This is a genomic window from Pontibacter flavimaris (genome assembly GCF_001907195.1).
Lineage (GTDB): Bacteria > Bacteroidota > Bacteroidia > Cytophagales > Hymenobacteraceae > Pontibacter > Pontibacter flavimaris.
The window spans coordinates 203,284-221,483 of record NZ_LVWA01000004.1 but is presented as its reverse complement, the minus strand read 5'-3'; the positions used below and the strand labels follow the sequence as shown (position 1 = coordinate 221,483).

The window sequence follows — 18,200 nt, the reverse complement described above, 5'->3', positions numbered from 1 at the left end:
TACATGACCAGGTCCAGCGAATAATTTTTATACTTTCCGTAGAGTTCTCTGAATCGTTTCACGACTATTCCTGTTAAGGATGGCAAAGTACGAAAATAATCGCGAAGGTGCGAAGCGCCTGCAGGTGCAGGTTAAATTAGCTACCTTTGCGGTTGACCAAGTATAGCGGCACAGTTAGTTTATGGAGAAAAGGTGGGTAATCAGTCCGGAAGCCCCGGCAGAGGTAGTACAGCAGCTTGCAGAGGAGCTGAAGATCAGTTCCACGCTCGCTTCCATACTCTGCCAGCGCGGCATCTGCACCTTTGCCGAAGCCAGGCACTTTTTCCGCCCCTCCCTGCAGGACCTCCACGACCCCTTCCTGATGAAGGACATGGACCGCGCCGTGAACCGCCTGAACGAGGCCCTGCACCACAACGAGAAGATCCTGGTCTATGGCGACTACGACGTGGATGGTACCACCTCGGTGGCGCTCATGTACGGCTTTCTGCGCAACTATACGTCCAGCATCGATTTTTACATCCCCGACAGGTATAAAGAAGGCTACGGCGTATCGAGCCAGGGCATAGAGTGGGCGGCAGAGCACGGGTTTTCGCTTATCGTCAGCCTCGACTGCGGCATTAAGTCTGCCGATAAAGTAGCCCTGGCCTCTGAGAAAGGCATCGATTTCATCATCTGCGACCACCACCTGCCCGACGAAGACATCCCGCAGGCCGTGGCCGTGCTGGACCCCAAGCAAATAGACTGCCCCTATCCCTACAAGGAACTCTCTGGCTGTGGCGTGGGCTTTAAGCTGCTGCAGGCGTTTTGTATGCAGAACGATATAGAGCAGCAGGAAGTATACAAGCTGCTGGATTTGCTGGTGGTAAGTATAGCCGCCGATATTGTGCCGATTACCGGCGAGAACCGCATACTTGCCTATTTTGGACTGAAGCACCTGAACGGTCCGCAGCCGATGCGCCCGGGCCTGGAGGCCCTGAAAGAACTGGCCGATATCCGCAGCGAGATGGACATCACCAGCATTGTATTTGGCTTTGCGCCGCGCATCAACGCCGCCGGCCGCATGGGCGATGCCAAAAACTCGGTGCGCATGCTGCTGTCCCAGACCAAGGAGGAGGCTTTCAAGATGGCCGACATCATCAACGAGTCGAATAAGGCCCGCCGCGACAAGGACAGCAACATTACCAAAGAGGCGCTGCAGATGATTGAGCAGGACGACTACCTGCGTAACGCCAACTCTACGGTGCTGTACAAAGACACCTGGCATAAGGGCGTGATCGGAATTGTGGCCTCGCGCTGCATCGAGCATTACTACCGCCCTACCATCATACTTACCCAATCCAATGGCAAGGCATCGGGTTCGGCCCGGTCGGTGCATGGCTTTAACGTGCACGATGCCATCGAGAGTTGCTCCGACCTGCTGGAGCAGTTTGGCGGGCACATGTATGCAGCCGGCTTAACCCTGCCGGTAGAGAACATCCCAGCCTTCAGGAAGCGTTTTGAGGAAGTGGTGGCCAGCACGATTACCGCAGACCAGAAGATCCCGCAGATCGAGATAGACGCACCGCTTAAGCTAAACCAGATCACCCGCAACTTCTACAACATTGTGCGGCAGATGGAGCCCTTCGGCCCCGGCAACATGCGCCCGGTGTTTGTGTCGGAGTGCGTGTATGATACCGGCAGCGTGCGTGTGGTTGGCGATTCGCACCTGAAGCTGCGCCTCACCCAGGACGGCTACTTTAACATCGACGCCATCGGCTTCGGCCTCAGCGACTACTACGAGCGGATCAGCAAGGGCATTCCGTTTGATGTTTGCTATACGATAGAGGAGAACGAGTACCGGGGCGTGATCACGCTGCAACTCCGTATCAAAGACATCCGCATTAAATAAGAAAGGCTCCCGGTGAGGGAGCCTTTTGTACTTTGGCTATACTTTTTACTTCTCTGGCGCAAGCTGAAAGTCCCGGAGCATTTCGGGGCGTCCGCTTGTGCCTTTTTATACTTGCTGTTCCGGACATCCTTGTCCGGAACCTCTCTGCTGCGGATTTCCCAATCCGCGTAAGCCATATTTTTATACTTGCTGATTTATACTTGAGCTATACTTCCTTAGCCGCTGCTTTTGCTATACAACAAGTATAAACTGTCCCCTTGAGGACAAGTGAGAACGAGAGTTCGAAACTTGCGACCATAGGTCAATAGGGGTGTTCTATACTTTGACTATAGCACTTTATACTTCAGCAAATAGTAATGGCAGGCTCCCCTCCTTTAACAAGGAGGGGTAGGGGTGGTTGGACTACAGCAACTATGGAACATATACTTCCCAGTAGCCTCGGCTTCACCTCCCTTCCCACAGGATCCTTTCAGGATGACAGTGCAAGTATAACAAGTATACTTTCCCTCTGCACTAGCCAAATGCGAGTTCGAAGCTTGCGAGCGTAGCTCTGAGGGGTAGGGGTGGTTGAGCCCGGTATTACGGCATAACTACCTGAGAGGGCTAGGAAGAGGTGAATAGGTTGCGGCTCGGATTTTATACTTCTTAATATGAAGTAGCGGGATGCCACCAAATTCCACACACTTGCCGGAGGCGAGGGCTGCTTAACTAGCAACAATAAGCCATAAACAATTCTAGCCTACGGCAGCGGCTGCAGGTGCTTTAGTTGCGAAAGCGGGCTTTCTCTATCGTAGCGGCTGTAGGCCGTGAACTCCGGCACACACAACAGACTCAGCTGCTCAAAGTCGCCGGCAAAGAAGTTAATATCTACGGCTGAGTTGATGCCGGCAATAGAGCCGCGGTCGGTGAACTGCCAGAACATCCAGCTGTCGGTGTGGTGAATATCCGGCTTTACGTCGCTGTAGCGGGCAATCCAGAAATGATACTCCGGGAAGTGGCCCTTCAGGTAGCGGCGGTAGTAATTCTGGCCGGTGTAGATGATCGGGCGCACGCCATAATGAGTGGTAACGGCCTCCAGCCAGGTGCGCACATCCTGGCGCAATTGCTCCGGTGTCACGTCCCTGTCCATCACCTCCAGGTCCAGCACTGGCGGCAGGTCGCCGGGCTCAATGGTTACGGTGCTCGTAAACAGGTCTATCTGTCGCTGTACCGGTATTTCAGGCTTATAAAAATGGTAGGCACCGCGCTTGATGCCATGGCGCTTCGTCTCCTCCCAGTTACGGGCAAAGAACGGGTCCTGTCGGTAATCGCCCTCGGTGGCCTTTATAAACGAGAAGGCCACCCCGGATTGGCTTACCATATCCCAGTCCACCTCCTTCTGCCACCTCGACACATCGATGCCCCTTATCACGGCGGCACTACTGCTGCTACTGGTTGTAGATGCGGGTTTGGAGTTGTCGTCGTTGCCAGAGGCTGTTGCCACGGCGATGCTGCCGCAGACCAACAGACCCGAGAAGGCAAGCCTCCGGCAGGCTGAAAGGAGTAAACGTGATATCATAAGTAAGGTCGTAGGTTGTAAGCGTGTATCAAATTAAATATTAATCCTACACCATGCAACACCTGATTATAAGGATTATACAGTTTGTTGGATTTGTTTAAATAGTAATTTGCTAATATACATAGGGTATGACCCGACGCTACCCTAACTGGCACGCCCGTTGCAGGATGCCGGCTTTATGCGTAATTTAGCCACGATGATATTGAGAGCAGAAAACCTGATTAAGAAGTATAAATCCCGCACGGTTGTAAACGATGTGAGCGTGGAGGTAAACCAGGGTGAGATCGTGGGTTTGCTGGGCCCAAACGGCGCCGGTAAAACAACCTCTTTCTACATGATCGTGGGCCTGGTGAAGCCGAACTCCGGAAAAATCTTCCTGGATAAGGAGGACATCACGGACCTGCCCATGTACAAGCGGGCCACGCGCGGCGTGGGCTACCTGGCGCAGGAGGCCTCGGTGTTCCGGCAGCTGACGGTGGAGGAGAATATCCTGTCGGTGCTGGAGATGACGGACCTGCCCAAAAAGGCGCAGCACGAGAAGGTGGAGGAGTTGCTGGAGGAGTTCTCGCTCACGCACGTGCGCAAGAACAAGGGCATTGTGCTGAGCGGTGGCGAGCGCCGCCGCACCGAAATTGCCCGCGCCCTGGCCGTAGACCCTAAGTTTGTACTCTTAGACGAGCCCTTTGCCGGCGTAGACCCCATTGCCGTGGAGGAGATCCAGAGCATCGTGGCCAAGCTCAAGAACAAGAACATCGGCATCCTCATCACCGACCACAACGTAAACGAGACCCTTTCCATCACCGACCGCGCCTACCTGCTGTTCGAGGGCAAAATCCTGAAAGCCGGCACCGCCGAGGAACTGGCCGCCGACGAGCAGGTGCGCCGCGTATACCTGGGCAAACATTTCGAGCTGAAGCGGAAGATTTAAGCTTTGATGGCTAGTTGTTAATTGTTGTTTAAGGTAAATGGAAGAGCAAAAGTATCTTAAACTGGATGACACTGAAGCATGCAGGATCAGATCTTTGCTCTAAGCAACAAAGTATGGGACATAGTTGCGCAGTGGAGCCCGATTGCGCAAAACACAGCGGGACAGTAATTTATCACTGCGGCGGATAGCGTCTCAGCAAACATTGCGGAAGGCTTTGGGAGGCACGGAAAGAAAGATAAGATAAATTTTTACCGCTACGCACAAGGCTCTTTGTATGAATGCCTGGATTGGAATGAGAAAAGCCGTATAAGGAAGCTGATTTCGCAGGAAGAGTATGAGCATGTTTTTGGCCTTTTACAGAGATTGCCTAAAATGATAAATACTTTGATAAAGCTGACGAACGATAACTTGAATGATTAGCTGTCAAGCAATTAACAATCAACAATCAGCAATTAGAACTTGGAGATACTGAATTCAATTTTAACGTGGGTGATGAAGAAGCGGATCCATGACATCGATCTGTTTCGGAAGTATCCGCATGAGGTGCAGCTGGAGTTGTTTCAGGACCTGATCAGCACGGCTAAGAGCACGGAGTGGGGCAAGAAGTATGGCTTTGGCGATAACCTGAGCGTGCGGGAGTTCCAGGAGCGTGTGCCCATCAGTACCTACGAGGACATGTACCCCTACATCGAGCGTATGATGAAAGGGGAACAGAATGTGCTGTGGCCTTCCAAGATCGAGTGGTTTGCCAAATCCTCGGGTACCACCAACGCCCGCAGCAAGTTCATACCTGTCAGCCCGGAGTCGTTGGAGGACTGCCACTACAAAGGCGGCAAGGACATGCTCTCCATCTACGTGAACCTGTTCCCCGATACCAAACTCTTTACCGGCAAAGGCCTCTCGATTGGCGGCAGCCATCATCCCAGTGAGTTTAACGCCAAGGTAAACTGCGGCGACGTATCGGCGGTGATCATGCAGAACCTACCCATCTGGGCCGAGGTCATGCGCACGCCACCCCTTAAAGTAGCCCTGATGGACAAATGGGAGGAGAAGATAGAGAAGATGGTGGAGCTGACGGTAAAGGAGAACGTAACCAGCCTGAGCGGTGTGCCCACCTGGACCTATGTGCTGCTCAAGCGCATCCTGGCCGAAACGGGCAAAAACAACATCCTGGAAGTATGGCCGAACCTGGAGCTGTTCACGCACGGGGCTGTGGCTTTCGGGCCCTACCGCCAGCTGTTCCGCGAGATCATTCCCTCCACCCAGATGAACTACCTGGAAGTATACAATGCCTCCGAAGGGTTTTTCGGGATACAGGACCAGGTAGGTACCGAAGACGAAATGCTGCTGATGCTGGACTACGGCGTGTACTACGAGTTTATTCCGATGGACCAGCTGGAGGAGGAGCATCCCCAAACCCTGGCGCTGGACCAGGTGGAGGTGGGCAAGAACTACGCCCTAGTTATCTCGACGAATGCCGGCCTGTGGCGCTATAAGATTGGTGATACCATCCGCTTTACAAGTATAGACCCTTACCGCATTAAGATATCCGGCCGCACCAAGCACTTTATCAATGCCTTTGGCGAAGAGGTGATCGTGGAGAATGCAGAAGAGGCAGTTACCGCGGCATGCGAGGCTACCAGCGCTATTATCTCTAACTTTACGGCCGCCCCTATCTACCTGGAGAGCGACAAGCGCGGCGGGCACGAATGGCTGATCGAGTTTGAGAAGGAGCCTTCGAGCCTGGAGCAGTTTACCCGGGTGCTGGACGAGAAATTGCGCGAGGTAAACTCCGACTACGACGCCAAACGCCAGAACGACATTGCCCTGCAAGCGCCGCTGGTGCATGCCGCTCCCAAAGGCACCTTCCTGAACTGGCTCAGCCACAAAGGCAAACTGGGTGGTCAGCATAAAGTGCCCCGCCTCAGCAACACCCGCGAGTACCTGGAGGAAATAATGGAGGTGAACGGACTGTAGAAAGTTAGAGAGTTTAGGAGTTAGAGAATTTAAGAGTTAGAAAGTTAAAGTATCTCCAACCATTCCTGCTCATCATCTTCTCCTGTCATCCTGTAAGGATCTTGGTAGAAGGGAGGTTAAGCAACAGCTACAAGGCATACAAGTTGCTGTATTGATAGCAGGCTCCCCTCCTGGGGGTAGGGGCCCTCGACAAGGCTAAGGAGGGGTTTGGGGTGGTTGGACCCAGTACTACAAAGTATAAAAGTATAAAATAGCATCCCCGGCAAGTATAAACCTGCCGGGGATGCAGAAGCATCTACTTCATCCTGAAATCTTTAACTCTCCATACTTTGGAAGAGTCTTTCTCTAAAACAACATGAACAGGGGCATTATCTCTGCTTCCTTTCACAGTATAACTAAAGAAGGCTTTACCTCCTTCAGAGGAACTTTCAATTGAACCAGATATTAAGAAGCCGTAACCTTCAACCTCACCTATCGCATCTATTACCGCTGGATTTTCCTTCATGTATTCTTGAGCGGCGATAAAAGCAGCTGTTTCTTTGATCTTTATCGAGATCACAACATTAATAAGTAAGGCGATGACGAAAAGTATGGCAAAAGCACTAATTATAATCTTTGTTAACCTGCTCATTGTAGCGTTTGTAGTTCAGAAGGTAAAGCAAAGTTAACAAAGTATAACGTTATACTTTCCTACTCCAGGAAGCTGCTCATAAAGCCGCCTTCTTTCTTGGCGTTCTCGCCGCGCGGCATCAGTGCTTCGATCAGCTTCTTCACCGGCATCGACTGCAGCCACACACGGCCCGTGCCGCGCAGGGTAGCCAGGAACAAGCCCTCACCGCCAAAGATCATCGATTTTAAACCTCCCGCCCGCTGCACGCTGAAATCGATGCCTTCCTCAAAGGCCACCACGCAGCCGGTGTCTACGCGCAGGGTCTGGTTGTTGAGCTGCTTTTCTACAATCGTTCCGCCCGCATGCACGAAGGCCAGGCCGTCACCCTGCATCTTCTGAAGTATAAAACCCTCGCCGCCAAAAAAGCCGGAACCCAGTTTCTGGTTAAAATGAACGCTCAGTTTGGTGCCCAGGGCCGCCGCCAGGAAGGCGTCTTTCTGCGTAATTAAGGTGCTGTTGCGGGTAGCGCTCAGGTCTATGGGCAGGATGGTGCCGGGGTAGGGGGCCGAGAAGGCTACGCGGCTCTTGCCATAGCCACGCTGCGTAAAGTGCGTCATGAACAGCGACTCGCCCGTGATTAGGCGGCTGCCCGCCGAAACCAGTTTGCCCAGAAAGCCCTGGCTGGGGTTAGAGCCGTCGCCCATCTTGGTCTCGAAGTCAATACCCTCCTCCATGTATACCATGGCGCCGGCCTCGGCAATGACCGTTTCATTCGGGTCCAGCTCAATCTCCAGCACCTGGATGTCGTTGCCGAAAATCTTGTAGTCGATTTCGTGTGAGTTTCTCATAGTTGTAGTTTAGGATATGTGATGGTAGAAAGATAACGGATTTTTAAGAAACAGGACAAAAAAGCCGGTGCCCTACGTATAAAACACCGGCTCTAGGGGCCTTAAAGTATGATCTGGCCAAAGGGCCGCTTTCGCTAATCCTCCTCGTTCTCTTCTTCGTCGTCTTCCGCGCCTTTCTTGCGTCGGCGGGCTTTGGGTAGGTTCTTGTCGTCTTCCTCATCTGAAACCGAGTTGGTGCCGCGCACAAAGTCCTCATCGGTCTCTTCAACTTCCTCGCCTTCCTCCACGTGGTATTCTTCCTCCTCCCGCTTTGCTTTCTCGGCGGCGTCGCGCTTCATCAGCTTTTTATCATCCACGTTTTGGTTCAGGAAATCATTGATCTTGTCGATGCTGTAGTTGGAGGTGATCTCGCCGTGCTCGTTCACTTTGATCTCAAACCCCTCCAGGTCCTTGTGCACCCGCGACTTTTTCTTCTCGCTTTTACTCTCTTTTTTATTCTTAGCCATGATGTTTCTCCTGTGGTTATACTTAGTTGTATAAGCGAGGCAGGTACAAATGGTTGCGGAATTGGGGCAAGGGGCAACAAAAAAGGCCAGCCACCGGGCCAGCCTTTCTTACAGGAAGTATGATTTTTTACGTTATGCCGAAGCGTACTTGCTCAACTTGCTGATAGCGTTTTCGAGGCGCTGGGCGGTTTCCCCGCTTCCGATCACCTCGATGATGTGCATCAGGTCCGGGCCGGCTTCGGCGCCGGTTACAGCCAGGCGCAGGGCCTGCATCACCTGCCCGATCTTCATATTGTGGCGGTCCAGTATACTTACCAGCAGCTCTTTCACCGTGTCGGCGTTGAAGTTCTGCAGCGAGGGCAGTTCGTTCTTGAAATCTTCGAAAACGGCTACTGACGGAGCATTCCATTTCTTAGAGGCTACTTTCTCGCTATACTCTTCCGGCGCCACGAAGAAATACTTGGCCTCCTGCCAGAAGTCCTGCGGAAACGACACGCGCTCTTTCATCAGGCCGGCAATTTTCTCGGCTTTCTCCGGGGTGGTGGTCATGTTGTGCTCCTCCAGGGCTTTGATCAGGTAGCCGGCCAGTTCGCTGTCCGGCTTGGCACGCAGGTACTGCTCGTTAAACCAGCGGGCTTTCTGTATATCGAATCGGGTGCCGGATTTGCCGATGCGCTCCACGGTGAACTCGTTGGCCAGCTCCTCCATCGAGAAGATCTCCTGGCTGGTGCCCGGGTTCCAGCCCAAAAAGGCCAGAAAGTTGATAAAAGCCTCCGGCAGGTAGCCTGATTCGCGGTAGCCGGAGGATATTTCTTTACTAAACGGATCCTCCCAACGCAGTGGGAACACCGGGAAGCCCAGCTTATCGCCGTCGCGCTTGCTCAGCTTGCCGTTTCCATCCGGCTTCAGGAGCAGCGGCAGGTGGGCAAACTCCGGCATGGTATCTTCCCAGCCCAGGTAGCGGTACAGCAGCACGTGCAGCGGCGCCGATGGCAACCACTCCTCGCCACGGATCACGTGCGTGATCTTCATCAGGTGGTCGTCCACGATGTTGGCCAGGTGGTAGGTCGGCATGCCGTCCGACTTCATCAATACTTTATCATCCACAGAAGAAGAGTGCACCATTACCCATCCCCGAATCATATCCTTCAGGCGAATTTCCTCCTTGCGCGGCACCTTCAGGCGGATCACGTAGGGCTCGCCGCTCTCCAGTTTCTGCTTCACCTCATCCTCTGGAAGGGTAAGGGAGTTCTTCATCGTCATGCGGGTGATGGCGTTGTACTGCGGCGTGGCTACCTTGGCGGCCTTCAGGCGCTCGCGCATCTCCTCCAGCTCCTCGGCTGTATCGAAGGCGTAGTAGGCGTGGCCGTCGTTTACCAGTTGCAGGGCATACTGCATGTACATGGGCTTGCGCTCCGACTGGCGGTAAGGCGCGTAGGGCCCGCCTTTCCACGGGCTCTCGTCCAGCTCAATGCCGCACCACTCCAGCGACTCACGGATGTAATCCTCGGCACCCGGCACAAAGCGGTTCTGGTCCGTGTCCTCGATGCGCAGGATCATTTTGCCACCCGTTTTGCGGGCCAGCAGGTAGTTGTAAAGGGCGGTGCGCACACCACCGATATGGAGAGGCCCGGTTGGGCTTGGGGCAAAGCGTACTCTAACTTCTCTTTCCATGTATGGTTGTCTGATTCAGAATCAATGAAATTCGCTGCAAAGGTACGAAATAAAGTATCGTTTCGGTAACGGTAAAATGCTGCGCGCGTTGCAAAACACATACTATAGCCAAGCTGGCGGGGCCTTAGCCCTGCAAAGTATAAACATAACAGGCCGATTGCGTATCAGCAAGTAGTTTAAGCCGCACAGGATGGTAAAGAAGCGCGCATGGTTGATCTGGGGCCTGTTAAAGGAAACCTCCCTGGAGTTCATTGACAATAATTCCTTTCAGAAGGGGGCGGCGCTGGCCTACTATACCATTTTCGCGCTGCCGCCCATGCTCATCATCATCATCAGCGCGGCGGGTTATTTTTTTGGGGAGCAGGCCGTGTCGGGCGAGATTTACTACCGCATCAAGGAGCTGATCGGCACCGAAGGCGCCTACTCGGTGCAGAAGATGGTGGAGAACGTGAATGAGTACGGGGCCTTCAACCTGGCTGCCATCGTGGGTGTCATTGCCCTTTTTATAGCCGCCACCGGGGTCTTTATCTCCCTGCAGGATTCCTTGAACGAGATCTGGAATGTAAAGCCGGTGCCCAGGCGTGGGTACGTCAAGCTTATTCTGGATCGTTTTCTTTCTTTCGGGATGATCCTGACCATTGCCATTGTGCTGCTGCTCTCGCTGTTGGCCAACACCATACTTGTCGCCATCAGTGATTTCCTGACGGCCCGCTTTTCCGGCTGGATAGTATACGTAATACATATGGCAAACTTTTTCTCAGCTTTTTTGCTGATGTCGTTCCTGTTTGCCTGCATCTACAAATTTTTGCCGGACGCCAAGATAAAGTGGCGGGATGTGGGGGTAGGGGCGCTGGTGACCTCGCTGCTGTTCGTGCTGTTCCGCGGCCTGATCGGGTATTACCTGGGCAAGAATGACATGGCCTCGGTGTACGGGGCGGCCGGCTCGGTGGTGATTATACTTACGTGGGTGTTCTTTACCTCGCAGATCATTTTTTTCGGGGCTGTGTTCACGTTCGTGTACTCGCGCAAGTATGGCCATAACATTTATCCGGCAGAGTTTGCGGTGCGGGTGATACGGCAGGAGGTAGAGGTGGGCAACTCGGCGGTAAACGCAGAGCCCGGCAAGCACGAGCGCGAAGTATACGGCGAGCCGGAGGTAGAGCAGGAACCAACCAGTGACGGTGATGCCTCCAAAGGAGCGAATATCTAGAGTTGGAAAGTTAGGAGGTTAAAAAGTTAGAAAGTTATACTTTAGGCATCCCTGATGCAAGTCTTCAGACTTGTATCCTATGATGGTGTCGGGTATGCAACCCGACTGGCTCGCAGAGGCATACTTATACTTGAGCTATACTCTCTTATACCTATTCTGGCGCAAGCTGAAAGTCCCGGAGCATTTCGGGACGTCCGCTTGTGCCTTTATACTTACATAGCGACTGCCTTCCACTTGGTCCAAGCTATACTTTCTAACAGCCGTTCATCCACGGCTTTACAACCTACTTGTTTCATCTCTGGCTTTTGTGCCCTCAAGGCCGGGAGGCCTCGCCTTGGGGGTAGGGGCCCTCGATAAGGGCATCGCGCTGGGAGCTTTTCCTTTGCTCCTAACGTCGCAATGCCTCGCTGTCGCTCGTCACCGGAAAAACCCGCATAGGCGCTCTTTGTCGAGGGCCCCTACCCCCACCCAAAGGCTGGAGTCAGTTTTCGATAGCCACGGCTTTAGCGATACAACAAGTATAAATTCCCCTCTCGGGAGTGGCAGGTTTATACTTTGTAGGGACAGGTCGCGACCTGTCCGCAAGATACCAGCAACTATGCAACTTATACTTCAGCAACAGCAGACTCCCCGCCTTAGCCAAGTCTCGGATCCCGAACTTGTTTCGGGGGAGGGGCCAGGGGTGGTTGGATAAAGTATAAAAACACAAAAGACAGAGAAGCCATACTTTCCTCCCTGTCCTTTGTCAAGAAATCCTTTGTCTCACGAACCTATTTCACTGCGATGCAGGAGATCTCCACGTTCACATCCTTTGGCAGGCGGCTCACCTCCACGGTTTCGCGGGCGGGCGGGTTGCTGCTGAAGTAGCTGCCGTAGGTCTCGTTGATCTTCCCGAAGTTGTTCAGGTCCTTCACAAAAATAGAGCACTTAACCACGTTGCTGAAGTTCATGCCAGCCTCGGCAAGTATAAACTGCAGGTTTTTCATGACCATGTGTGTTTCTTCTTCGATGCTGCTGCTTACCAGTTCGCCGGTTTCCTGGTTCAACGGGATCTGGCCGGAAACATAAAGTATGCCGTTAGCCATAGTTGCCTGGCTGTATGGCCCGATAGGAGCCGGAGCCTTAGGTGAGTTGATGATGGTATGTGCCATAGAGATTCTGTTTTAGTTTGTACCTTTACTATCAAATGTACTGAAAATATGCACATCGTTGTTTTGTCTGGTCCGGAAATGGCCACTGAGTTCAAGCAAAAGTTTCAGGAGGAGCGGGAAGGCGTGCGTTATACTTTCCTGCACAGCCATGGCCTGCTGGATGAGCAACTGAAACCAGCCGATGTGGTGTTCGACTTCCTGCTGCACGAGAACCCGGAGCGCCTGAGCCTATACGCGCCGAACCAGGTGGTGTTCTGCAACGCCGCCACCGTGCAACTGGCCGCACTGGCCAGGCAGGCAGAACTGGAGCAACCGTGCGCGCTTATAGGCTTTAACGGCCTCCCCACACTGTTTAACCGTCCGGTGCTGGAGGTGAGCATACTGCACAAGGGCTGCGAAGCGAAGCTGCAGGAAGTATGCCAGGCGCTGGGCACGGAGTATTTGCTGGTGGATGACCGTGTAGGCCTGGTGACGCCCCGTATCCTCTGCATGATCATCAACGAGGCCTGTTATACGTTGCAGGAGCAGACAGCCGGAATCAGTGACATAGACCTGGGTATGAAACTGGGCACCAACTACCCGAAAGGCCCCTTTGAATGGGCCAACCAGATCGGTGTGAAAATTGTGTACGAGGTGCTGCAGGCGGTGTACGAAGACACCAAAGAAGAGCGCTACAAGGTCTGCCCCCTGCTGAAGACAAAGTACCTGAAAGGGGAGAGCTTCTAAAATATAGCCTAGGATATTAAGATTTTGCAGTACCGGGTCCAACCACCCCTTCCCCTCCTTGTCCAAGGAGGGGAGTTTTGTTCAAGTTGCATAAGCCGCAGCTATCGGATATGTTTCCAGTCCTTGGGTTGAGCGCCTTGTGAGATTCCGGTGCCCGTAAGGGCATTGCGACCGGAGGGTAGCAAAGGAAGGGAACACAGCGCGATGCCCGAGGACGAGCCCTCTCGGGCTTGAGAGCACCAAAGTATGAAATGAAACGGTAGGTTTGTGGGAACTACAGGATCAGCGGTGTTTTGAAAGTATAGCTTGTGTCAAGTAGAAGGAAGCCGTGACTATGGATAAGGAAGTATAGCCGAAGTATGAAGTATAGCCAAAGTATAAACTCCTGCCATCGAAATACTTTTAAATCCCTATACTTCTATATTGCTCCCGCATTCCTTATCTTGAGCGCCTCAAGCATCCTTCATCCCACCTCAATGAGAGCAGCTTTACTCGTATTCATACTTTGCCTGACCGGCGGCGCCACCACAGCTCAAGTCAACGAGGCCGCCAATTACGAGATCACCATCAACGGCAAAACCACTGACATAGCCCTGGGGAAAGAGTATAAGATGAAGCTCGCTAACGGCAAGGAGGTAACAGTGGCCGTGCAGCAGAAAGACATCCTGACTTACCAGGACGATTGGATCTCGCTGCAGTACCCGAAGGGGCTTCAACCTGCCTTCGCCACACCCGACCCGGACCTGGAGCAGATAACCCTTGTAACGGCCAACGGCAACGGCGTGCTGGTGCAGAAGTATAAAACCATCAACCCCACCGAGCTGGTGGACCTGATGCTGAAGGAGGTGACAAACGAGGAGGTGAGCTTTGGCTATAGTATAACTGAACAGCCGTTTGAGCGCAGGCTAAAGTCAGGGCAGCAGGCGAAAGGTAAATCGGTGGAGCTAACGTATGGCAGCGATGTGCAGCGCTACACGGTGGCGGCTTTGGGCGGCGAGAACGAAGGCATCATCTTTATCACCATGCTCAACGCAGCGTATGACCATGAGGATGATAAGCTGATACAGCTGTTCCTGGACTCGTTGGCCTACAACCGGGACTAACCACAGCAGGCATAAAAAAGGGAGCTACATGTAGCTCCCTTTTCTGTTCTTATACTTGGCAGGTTACTCCACCGTCACCGACTTGGCCAGGTTGCGAGGCTGGTCTACGTTACAGCCGCGCATCACCGCGATGTGGTAAGACAGCAGCTGCAGCGGAATAACGGACAGTAGCGGCATCAGGTGCTCGCTTGTCTCCGGAATCTCGACCACGTGGTCAGCCATGGCCGGGATGGTCGTGTCGCCCTCGGTTACAATGGCAATGATTTTGCCTTTTCGGGCCTTCACCTCCTGCACGTTCGAAACGATCTTCTCATACGAGCTGTCCTTCGTGGCGATAACCACCACCGGCATCTGCTCGTCAATCAGGGCGATCGGGCCGTGCTTCATCTCGGCGGCAGGGTAACCTTCCGCATGGATGTAGGAAATCTCCTTCAGCTTCAGCGCGCCTTCCAGGGCAACCGGGAAGTTATAGCCACGGCCCAGGTAAATGCAGTTGGTCGCGTCCTTATACTGCTCGGCAATCTCCACGATCTGGTCGTTGAGCTTCAGCGCTTGCTCCACTTTGGCGGGAATGGTCTCCAACTCCACCATCAGCTCATGCAGCTTAGTTGTCTCCAGGGTGCCGCGCTTGCTGCCAATGATCATGGCGATGAGCGTGAGGACGGTTACCTGTGCCGTGAAGGCCTTGGTGCTGGCCACCCCGATCTCTGGGCCGGCGTGCGTGTAAGCCCCGGCGTCCGTTGCCCTCGCAATAGACGAGCCCACCACGTTACAGATGCCGAAGATCGTAGCGCCCTTTGCCTTGGCCAGCTCCAGCGCCGCCAGCGTGTCAGCCGTCTCACCGGACTGCGAAATAGCGATAACGATGTCCTTTTCGGTGATGATCGGGTTGCGGTAGCGGAACTCGGAGGCGTACTCCACCTCCACCGGGATGCGCGCCAGGTCCTCTATCAGGTACTCAGCTACCAGGCCGGCGTGCCAGGAGGTGCCGCAGGCCACAATCAGAATTCGGTCGGCGTTCACGAACTTGTTCTCAAACTCGCGGATGCCCGCCATCATCATGTGGTTGCTCTCGGCAATCATGCGGCCGCGCATGCTGTCCAGGATAGAGCGGGGCTGCTCAAAGATCTCCTTCAGCATGAAGTGCTCATAGCCGCCTTTCTCAATCGATTCCAGCTCCATCTCCAGGTGCTGCACGTACGGCGTCTGCTTCACGTCCTCCTTGGTACGGATATCCAGCTCGCCGTTGTTGATGATCGCCAGTTCGTAGTCGTTCAGGTACACCACTTCGTTGGTGTACTCGATGATTGGGGTAGCGTCTGATGCCAGGAAATACTCGCCCTCGCCGATGCCCACTACCAGCGGGCTGCCCTTGCGGGCCGCGATCAGCTGGTTGGGGCTGTCTTTGGCCAGCACCACAATCGCATAGGCGCCTACCACCTCGTGCATGGCCAGGCGCACCGCCTCCGGCAGCGTGCAGTTGTTATTCTCGCGGATGTCCTCGATCAGGTTGATGAACACCTCCGAGTCGGTGTCCGACTGAAACGTATGGCCTTTCTCGAGCAGGAGCTTTTTAAGCGAGGCGTAGTTCTCGATGATGCCATTGTGAATGATGGCGATGTTTCGCGAGGTGGAGTAATGCGGGTGCGCGTTCACGTCGTTGGGCTCGCCGTGGGTGGCCCAGCGGGTGTGGCCCATGCCAATGTTGCCGTGCGTGTCCTGCTCAGCAATAAAAGCCTCCAGTTCGGCCACTTTGCCTTTTCTCTTGTAAACGTTCAAATCGCCGTTCATCAGCGCGATGCCCGCACTGTCGTACCCGCGGTACTCCAGCCTTTTGAGGCCTTTGATAATAATTGGGCTCGCTTCGCGGTGCCCAACGTAAGCTACAATTCCACACATAGGATTTTTTTAATTATTAACACATAGGATCACATAGGTAACTGCAAATGTACCCAATTCTTGTATATCTCTATCACTTCTCCGCTTTACCTTTGTGTTTTCAGTTGCGGTTTAGGTGATAACTGTTTTGCGGTAAGCCCTTTGCGTGAAACAAAAAAAGGCTGCCGCTTCTATCACAAAAATGTAATATAAGCGGCAGCCTCTTGTAATATTGTTTTATACCTCCTGGCCAAGAATACCCCTTACACCTTTATACTTTACGTAGAGTGTAAAAAGGGGGCGAAGGGCAGACGGATTTATTTACTCAATTCGTTATACAAATTATAGTAATTATCCAGAAGTGTGTCGTCGGCGCAAACCGTGCTGATGGTTTTCTTCTTCATGAAGTCAGAGAACAGGGCGTTGATGTTATCGCTGAAGTCCTCGTTCGTCTTGATAACCGAATCGGCGTACGCCATGCCGCACTTAATAAAGCCGTTCGTGTCGGCCGACTCCAGGTGCGTCAGCATGCTGTCGTCAATGTCGAGCATCTTCACCTTCTCGAGCAGGTCATCGCTGAACTTGTGCGTGTAGCTGTTGTTGTACACCGTGAACATCGACTTAGAGTCCTTGAAGATCGGGTCCTTTTTGTAGGTGGTTTTCAGGTACATCGGGATCAGGCCCGTCATCCAGTCGTTGCAATGCACAATGTCGGGGGCCCAGCCTAGTTTCTTTACCGTTTCCAGCACACCTTTGCAGAAGAAGATGGCGCGCTCGTCGTTGTCCTGGTGGAATTTGTTGTTCTTATCCACGAAAACCGACTTTCTGTGGAAATAATCTTCGTTATCAATAAAATAAACCTGTAGCTTCGCGTTCGGAATAGAGGCTACCTTGATAACCAGCGGTTTTTCATCGTCACCCACGGCGATGTTGATGCCTGACAGACGCACCACTTCGTGCAAACGGTTCTTGCGCTCGTTAATGAGGCCGAACCGCGGGACAAAGATCCGGATCTCCATCCCTCGTTCCTGCATACCCTGCGGCAGCGTCTGTAAGAACTCTGCTACTTTCGTGGTTTGTAAGAAGGGATTGATCTCGGTGGCGGCGTAAAGGATTCGCAATTTAGACATGGGTATGGAATTAAGATTTTAATAAGCAACAGTATAGGGTCGTGCAAAATTAGTATTTTTTATTCTGATTTTCAATTTAAAACGCTGCAACTTACTTTTGCCGGGTTTACAGGAGCATCATTACAACACACACCACCGACATGGAAGTTATAGAGCGGGTTAGTATTATCCGGGATCGTATGCAGGCTCTGCGCTGCAGCGGCAAGCGTATCGGCTTTGTGCCAACCATGGGCGCCCTGCACGAGGGGCACCTGCAGTTGCTGCGCGCCTCGGCGCAGGAGAACGACGTTACCGTTTGCAGCATCTTCGTTAACCCCACCCAGTTCAACAACCCCGACGATTACAGGCTATACCCCCGCACCCTGGGGCAGGACACCGCGCTGCTGGAGTCAGTTGGCTGCGATATTCTGTTTGCCCCGCACGCAGAGGAGGTATATATTCAACAATCGAAGCTGCAGTTTAGTTTCGGGCCTCTGGAAGCCGTGATGGAGGGCGAGCATCGCCCGGGCCACTTCAACGGGGTGGCCACCGTGGTAGGCAAGCTCTTCCATTTTGTGCAGCCGCACCGCGCCTACTTCGGGCAGAAGGACCTGCAGCAGGTGGCCATTGTGAAGCAACTGGTGCAGGGGCTGAGCTTTGATGTGGAGGTGGTGCGCTACCCCACCATCCGCGAAGAGGACGGGCTGGCCATGTCGTCGCGGAACAAGCGCCTGGACACAGGGCAGCGGCAGGTGGCCACCATGCTTCATGGCGCGCTGCAACTGGCCAAAGGGCAGCTCGGCAGGAAGCCCGTTTATACTTTAAAAGCGACCGTGGAGGCCTACCTGGCAAGTGCAAAGGAGATAAAGCTGGAGTACTTCGAGGTCGTGGACCCCGACACGCTGCAGCCGCTGGCGGATGTGCAGCCGGGGCAGGAGGCGGCGCTGTGCATTGCCGCCTATGTGGGCCCCGTCCGCCTGATCGACAACATCCTGGTGAATCTAAACGAAGTATAGATTGTTGAGGAGAACAGA

The 18,200-nt window shown here is 53.4% G+C and carries 16 protein-coding genes; 8 read left to right on the top strand and 8 right to left on the bottom strand.

Annotation, left to right across the window (positions count from 1 at the left end):
- Positions 1 to 181 precede the first annotated feature (181 nt).
- Positions 182 to 1,888: a single-stranded-DNA-specific exonuclease RecJ gene (gene recJ, locus A3841_RS05885; RefSeq protein ID WP_073851394.1), complete on the top strand. Its 1,707-nt coding sequence runs from the start codon at positions 182 to 184 to the stop codon at positions 1,886 to 1,888.
- Between the two features lie 739 nt (positions 1,889 to 2,627).
- Here the strand turns inward: recJ and A3841_RS05880 are convergent.
- The gene (locus A3841_RS05880) at positions 2,628 to 3,446 is read right to left on the bottom strand and encodes a glycoside hydrolase family 25 protein (protein ID WP_073851393.1); all 819 of its coding nucleotides are present in this window, start codon (positions 3,444 to 3,446) and stop codon (positions 2,628 to 2,630) included.
- Positions 3,447 to 3,642: 196 nt separating this feature from the next.
- Between A3841_RS05880 and lptB the strand changes: the two genes are divergently transcribed.
- From lptB to A3841_RS05865, 3 genes are all read left to right on the top strand, one after another.
- Positions 3,643 to 4,374 (top strand): LPS export ABC transporter ATP-binding protein, encoded by a 732-nt coding sequence (gene lptB / locus A3841_RS05875; RefSeq protein ID WP_073851865.1) that lies wholly within the window; start codon positions 3,643 to 3,645, stop codon positions 4,372 to 4,374.
- A 171-nt stretch (positions 4,375 to 4,545) separates the two neighbouring features.
- Positions 4,546 to 4,794 (top strand): four helix bundle protein, encoded by a 249-nt coding sequence (locus A3841_RS20820; protein WP_083610232.1) that lies wholly within the window; start codon positions 4,546 to 4,548, stop codon positions 4,792 to 4,794.
- Positions 4,795 to 4,866: 72 nt separating this feature from the next.
- The gene (locus A3841_RS05865; protein WP_073851392.1) at positions 4,867 to 6,351 is read left to right on the top strand and encodes a GH3 auxin-responsive promoter family protein; all 1,485 of its coding nucleotides are present in this window, start codon (positions 4,867 to 4,869) and stop codon (positions 6,349 to 6,351) included.
- Positions 6,352 to 6,646: 295 nt separating this feature from the next.
- On the opposite strand, the gene A3841_RS05860 is transcribed toward A3841_RS05865, so the two are convergent.
- The 4 genes from A3841_RS05860 to gltX form a co-directional block, all read right to left on the bottom strand.
- Entirely contained in the window at positions 6,647 to 6,982 is a 336-nt protein-coding gene (locus A3841_RS05860) for a cytochrome c oxidase assembly factor Coa1 family protein (RefSeq protein ID WP_073851391.1), read from the bottom strand.
- A 59-nt stretch (positions 6,983 to 7,041) separates the two neighbouring features.
- Complete coding sequence (locus A3841_RS05855) at positions 7,042 to 7,809, bottom strand: TIGR00266 family protein (RefSeq protein ID WP_073851390.1); 768 nt, start codon at positions 7,807 to 7,809, stop codon at positions 7,042 to 7,044.
- A 134-nt stretch (positions 7,810 to 7,943) separates the two neighbouring features.
- Positions 7,944 to 8,315 (bottom strand): hypothetical protein, encoded by a 372-nt coding sequence (locus A3841_RS05850; RefSeq protein WP_073851389.1) that lies wholly within the window; start codon positions 8,313 to 8,315, stop codon positions 7,944 to 7,946.
- Positions 8,316 to 8,447: 132 nt separating this feature from the next.
- The gene (gene gltX / locus A3841_RS05845) at positions 8,448 to 9,989 is read right to left on the bottom strand and encodes a glutamate--tRNA ligase (RefSeq protein ID WP_073851388.1); all 1,542 of its coding nucleotides are present in this window, start codon (positions 9,987 to 9,989) and stop codon (positions 8,448 to 8,450) included.
- A gap of 190 nt (positions 9,990 to 10,179) precedes the next feature.
- Here gltX and A3841_RS05840 point away from each other — a divergent pair, with 190 nt between their 5' ends.
- Positions 10,180 to 11,199: a YihY/virulence factor BrkB family protein gene (locus tag A3841_RS05840; protein ID WP_073851387.1), complete on the top strand. Its 1,020-nt coding sequence runs from the start codon at positions 10,180 to 10,182 to the stop codon at positions 11,197 to 11,199.
- 770 nt (positions 11,200 to 11,969) lie between these two features.
- Here A3841_RS05840 and A3841_RS05835 read toward each other — a convergent pair.
- Positions 11,970 to 12,350: a RidA family protein gene (locus A3841_RS05835; protein ID WP_073851386.1), complete on the bottom strand. Its 381-nt coding sequence runs from the start codon at positions 12,348 to 12,350 to the stop codon at positions 11,970 to 11,972.
- A 48-nt stretch (positions 12,351 to 12,398) separates the two neighbouring features.
- On the opposite strand from A3841_RS05835, the gene A3841_RS05830 reads away from it, so the two are divergent.
- Both A3841_RS05830 and A3841_RS05825 read left to right on the top strand, forming a co-directional pair.
- Positions 12,399 to 13,076, top strand: a complete 678-nt coding sequence (locus A3841_RS05830; protein WP_073851385.1) for a 3-hydroxyacyl-CoA dehydrogenase family protein — start codon at positions 12,399 to 12,401, stop codon at positions 13,074 to 13,076.
- 476 nt (positions 13,077 to 13,552) lie between these two features.
- Positions 13,553 to 14,179, top strand: a complete 627-nt coding sequence (locus A3841_RS05825) for a hypothetical protein (RefSeq protein WP_073851384.1) — start codon at positions 13,553 to 13,555, stop codon at positions 14,177 to 14,179.
- A 63-nt stretch (positions 14,180 to 14,242) separates the two neighbouring features.
- Here A3841_RS05825 and glmS read toward each other — a convergent pair whose 3' ends face one another.
- Both glmS and A3841_RS05815 read right to left on the bottom strand, forming a co-directional pair.
- Complete coding sequence (gene glmS, locus A3841_RS05820; protein WP_073851383.1) at positions 14,243 to 16,078, bottom strand: glutamine--fructose-6-phosphate transaminase (isomerizing); 1,836 nt, start codon at positions 16,076 to 16,078, stop codon at positions 14,243 to 14,245.
- Between the two features lie 296 nt (positions 16,079 to 16,374).
- Positions 16,375 to 17,187: a glycogen/starch synthase gene (locus tag A3841_RS05815; protein WP_073851382.1), complete on the bottom strand. Its 813-nt coding sequence runs from the start codon at positions 17,185 to 17,187 to the stop codon at positions 16,375 to 16,377.
- Positions 17,188 to 17,327: 140 nt separating this feature from the next.
- Here A3841_RS05815 and panC point away from each other — a divergent pair, with 140 nt between their 5' ends.
- Entirely contained in the window at positions 17,328 to 18,182 is an 855-nt protein-coding gene (gene panC, locus A3841_RS05810; RefSeq protein WP_073851381.1) for a pantoate--beta-alanine ligase, read from the top strand.
- Positions 18,183 to 18,200: the final 18 nt, after the last annotated feature.

Coding starts and splice junctions, on each gene's coding strand:
- recJ (WP_073851394.1), top strand. CDS start 182: ATGGAGAAAAGGTGGGTAATCAGTCCGGAAGCCCCGGCAGAGGTAGTA.
- A3841_RS05880 (WP_073851393.1), bottom strand. CDS start 3,446: ATGATATCACGTTTACTCCTTTCAGCCTGCCGGAGGCTTGCCTTCTCG.
- lptB (WP_073851865.1), top strand. CDS start 3,643: ATGATATTGAGAGCAGAAAACCTGATTAAGAAGTATAAATCCCGCACG.
- A3841_RS05865 (WP_073851392.1), top strand. CDS start 4,867: ATGAAGAAGCGGATCCATGACATCGATCTGTTTCGGAAGTATCCGCAT.
- A3841_RS05860 (WP_073851391.1), bottom strand. CDS start 6,982: ATGAGCAGGTTAACAAAGATTATAATTAGTGCTTTTGCCATACTTTTC.
- A3841_RS05855 (WP_073851390.1), bottom strand. CDS start 7,809: ATGAGAAACTCACACGAAATCGACTACAAGATTTTCGGCAACGACATC.
- A3841_RS05850 (WP_073851389.1), bottom strand. CDS start 8,315: ATGGCTAAGAATAAAAAAGAGAGTAAAAGCGAGAAGAAAAAGTCGCGG.
- gltX (WP_073851388.1), bottom strand. CDS start 9,989: ATGGAAAGAGAAGTTAGAGTACGCTTTGCCCCAAGCCCAACCGGGCCT.
- A3841_RS05840 (WP_073851387.1), top strand. CDS start 10,180: ATGGTAAAGAAGCGCGCATGGTTGATCTGGGGCCTGTTAAAGGAAACC.
- A3841_RS05835 (WP_073851386.1), bottom strand. CDS start 12,350: ATGGCACATACCATCATCAACTCACCTAAGGCTCCGGCTCCTATCGGG.
- A3841_RS05830 (WP_073851385.1), top strand. CDS start 12,399: ATGCACATCGTTGTTTTGTCTGGTCCGGAAATGGCCACTGAGTTCAAG.
- A3841_RS05825 (WP_073851384.1), top strand. CDS start 13,553: ATGAGAGCAGCTTTACTCGTATTCATACTTTGCCTGACCGGCGGCGCC.
- glmS (WP_073851383.1), bottom strand. CDS start 16,078: ATGTGTGGAATTGTAGCTTACGTTGGGCACCGCGAAGCGAGCCCAATT.
- A3841_RS05815 (WP_073851382.1), bottom strand. CDS start 17,187: ATGTCTAAATTGCGAATCCTTTACGCCGCCACCGAGATCAATCCCTTC.
- panC (WP_073851381.1), top strand. CDS start 17,328: ATGGAAGTTATAGAGCGGGTTAGTATTATCCGGGATCGTATGCAGGCT.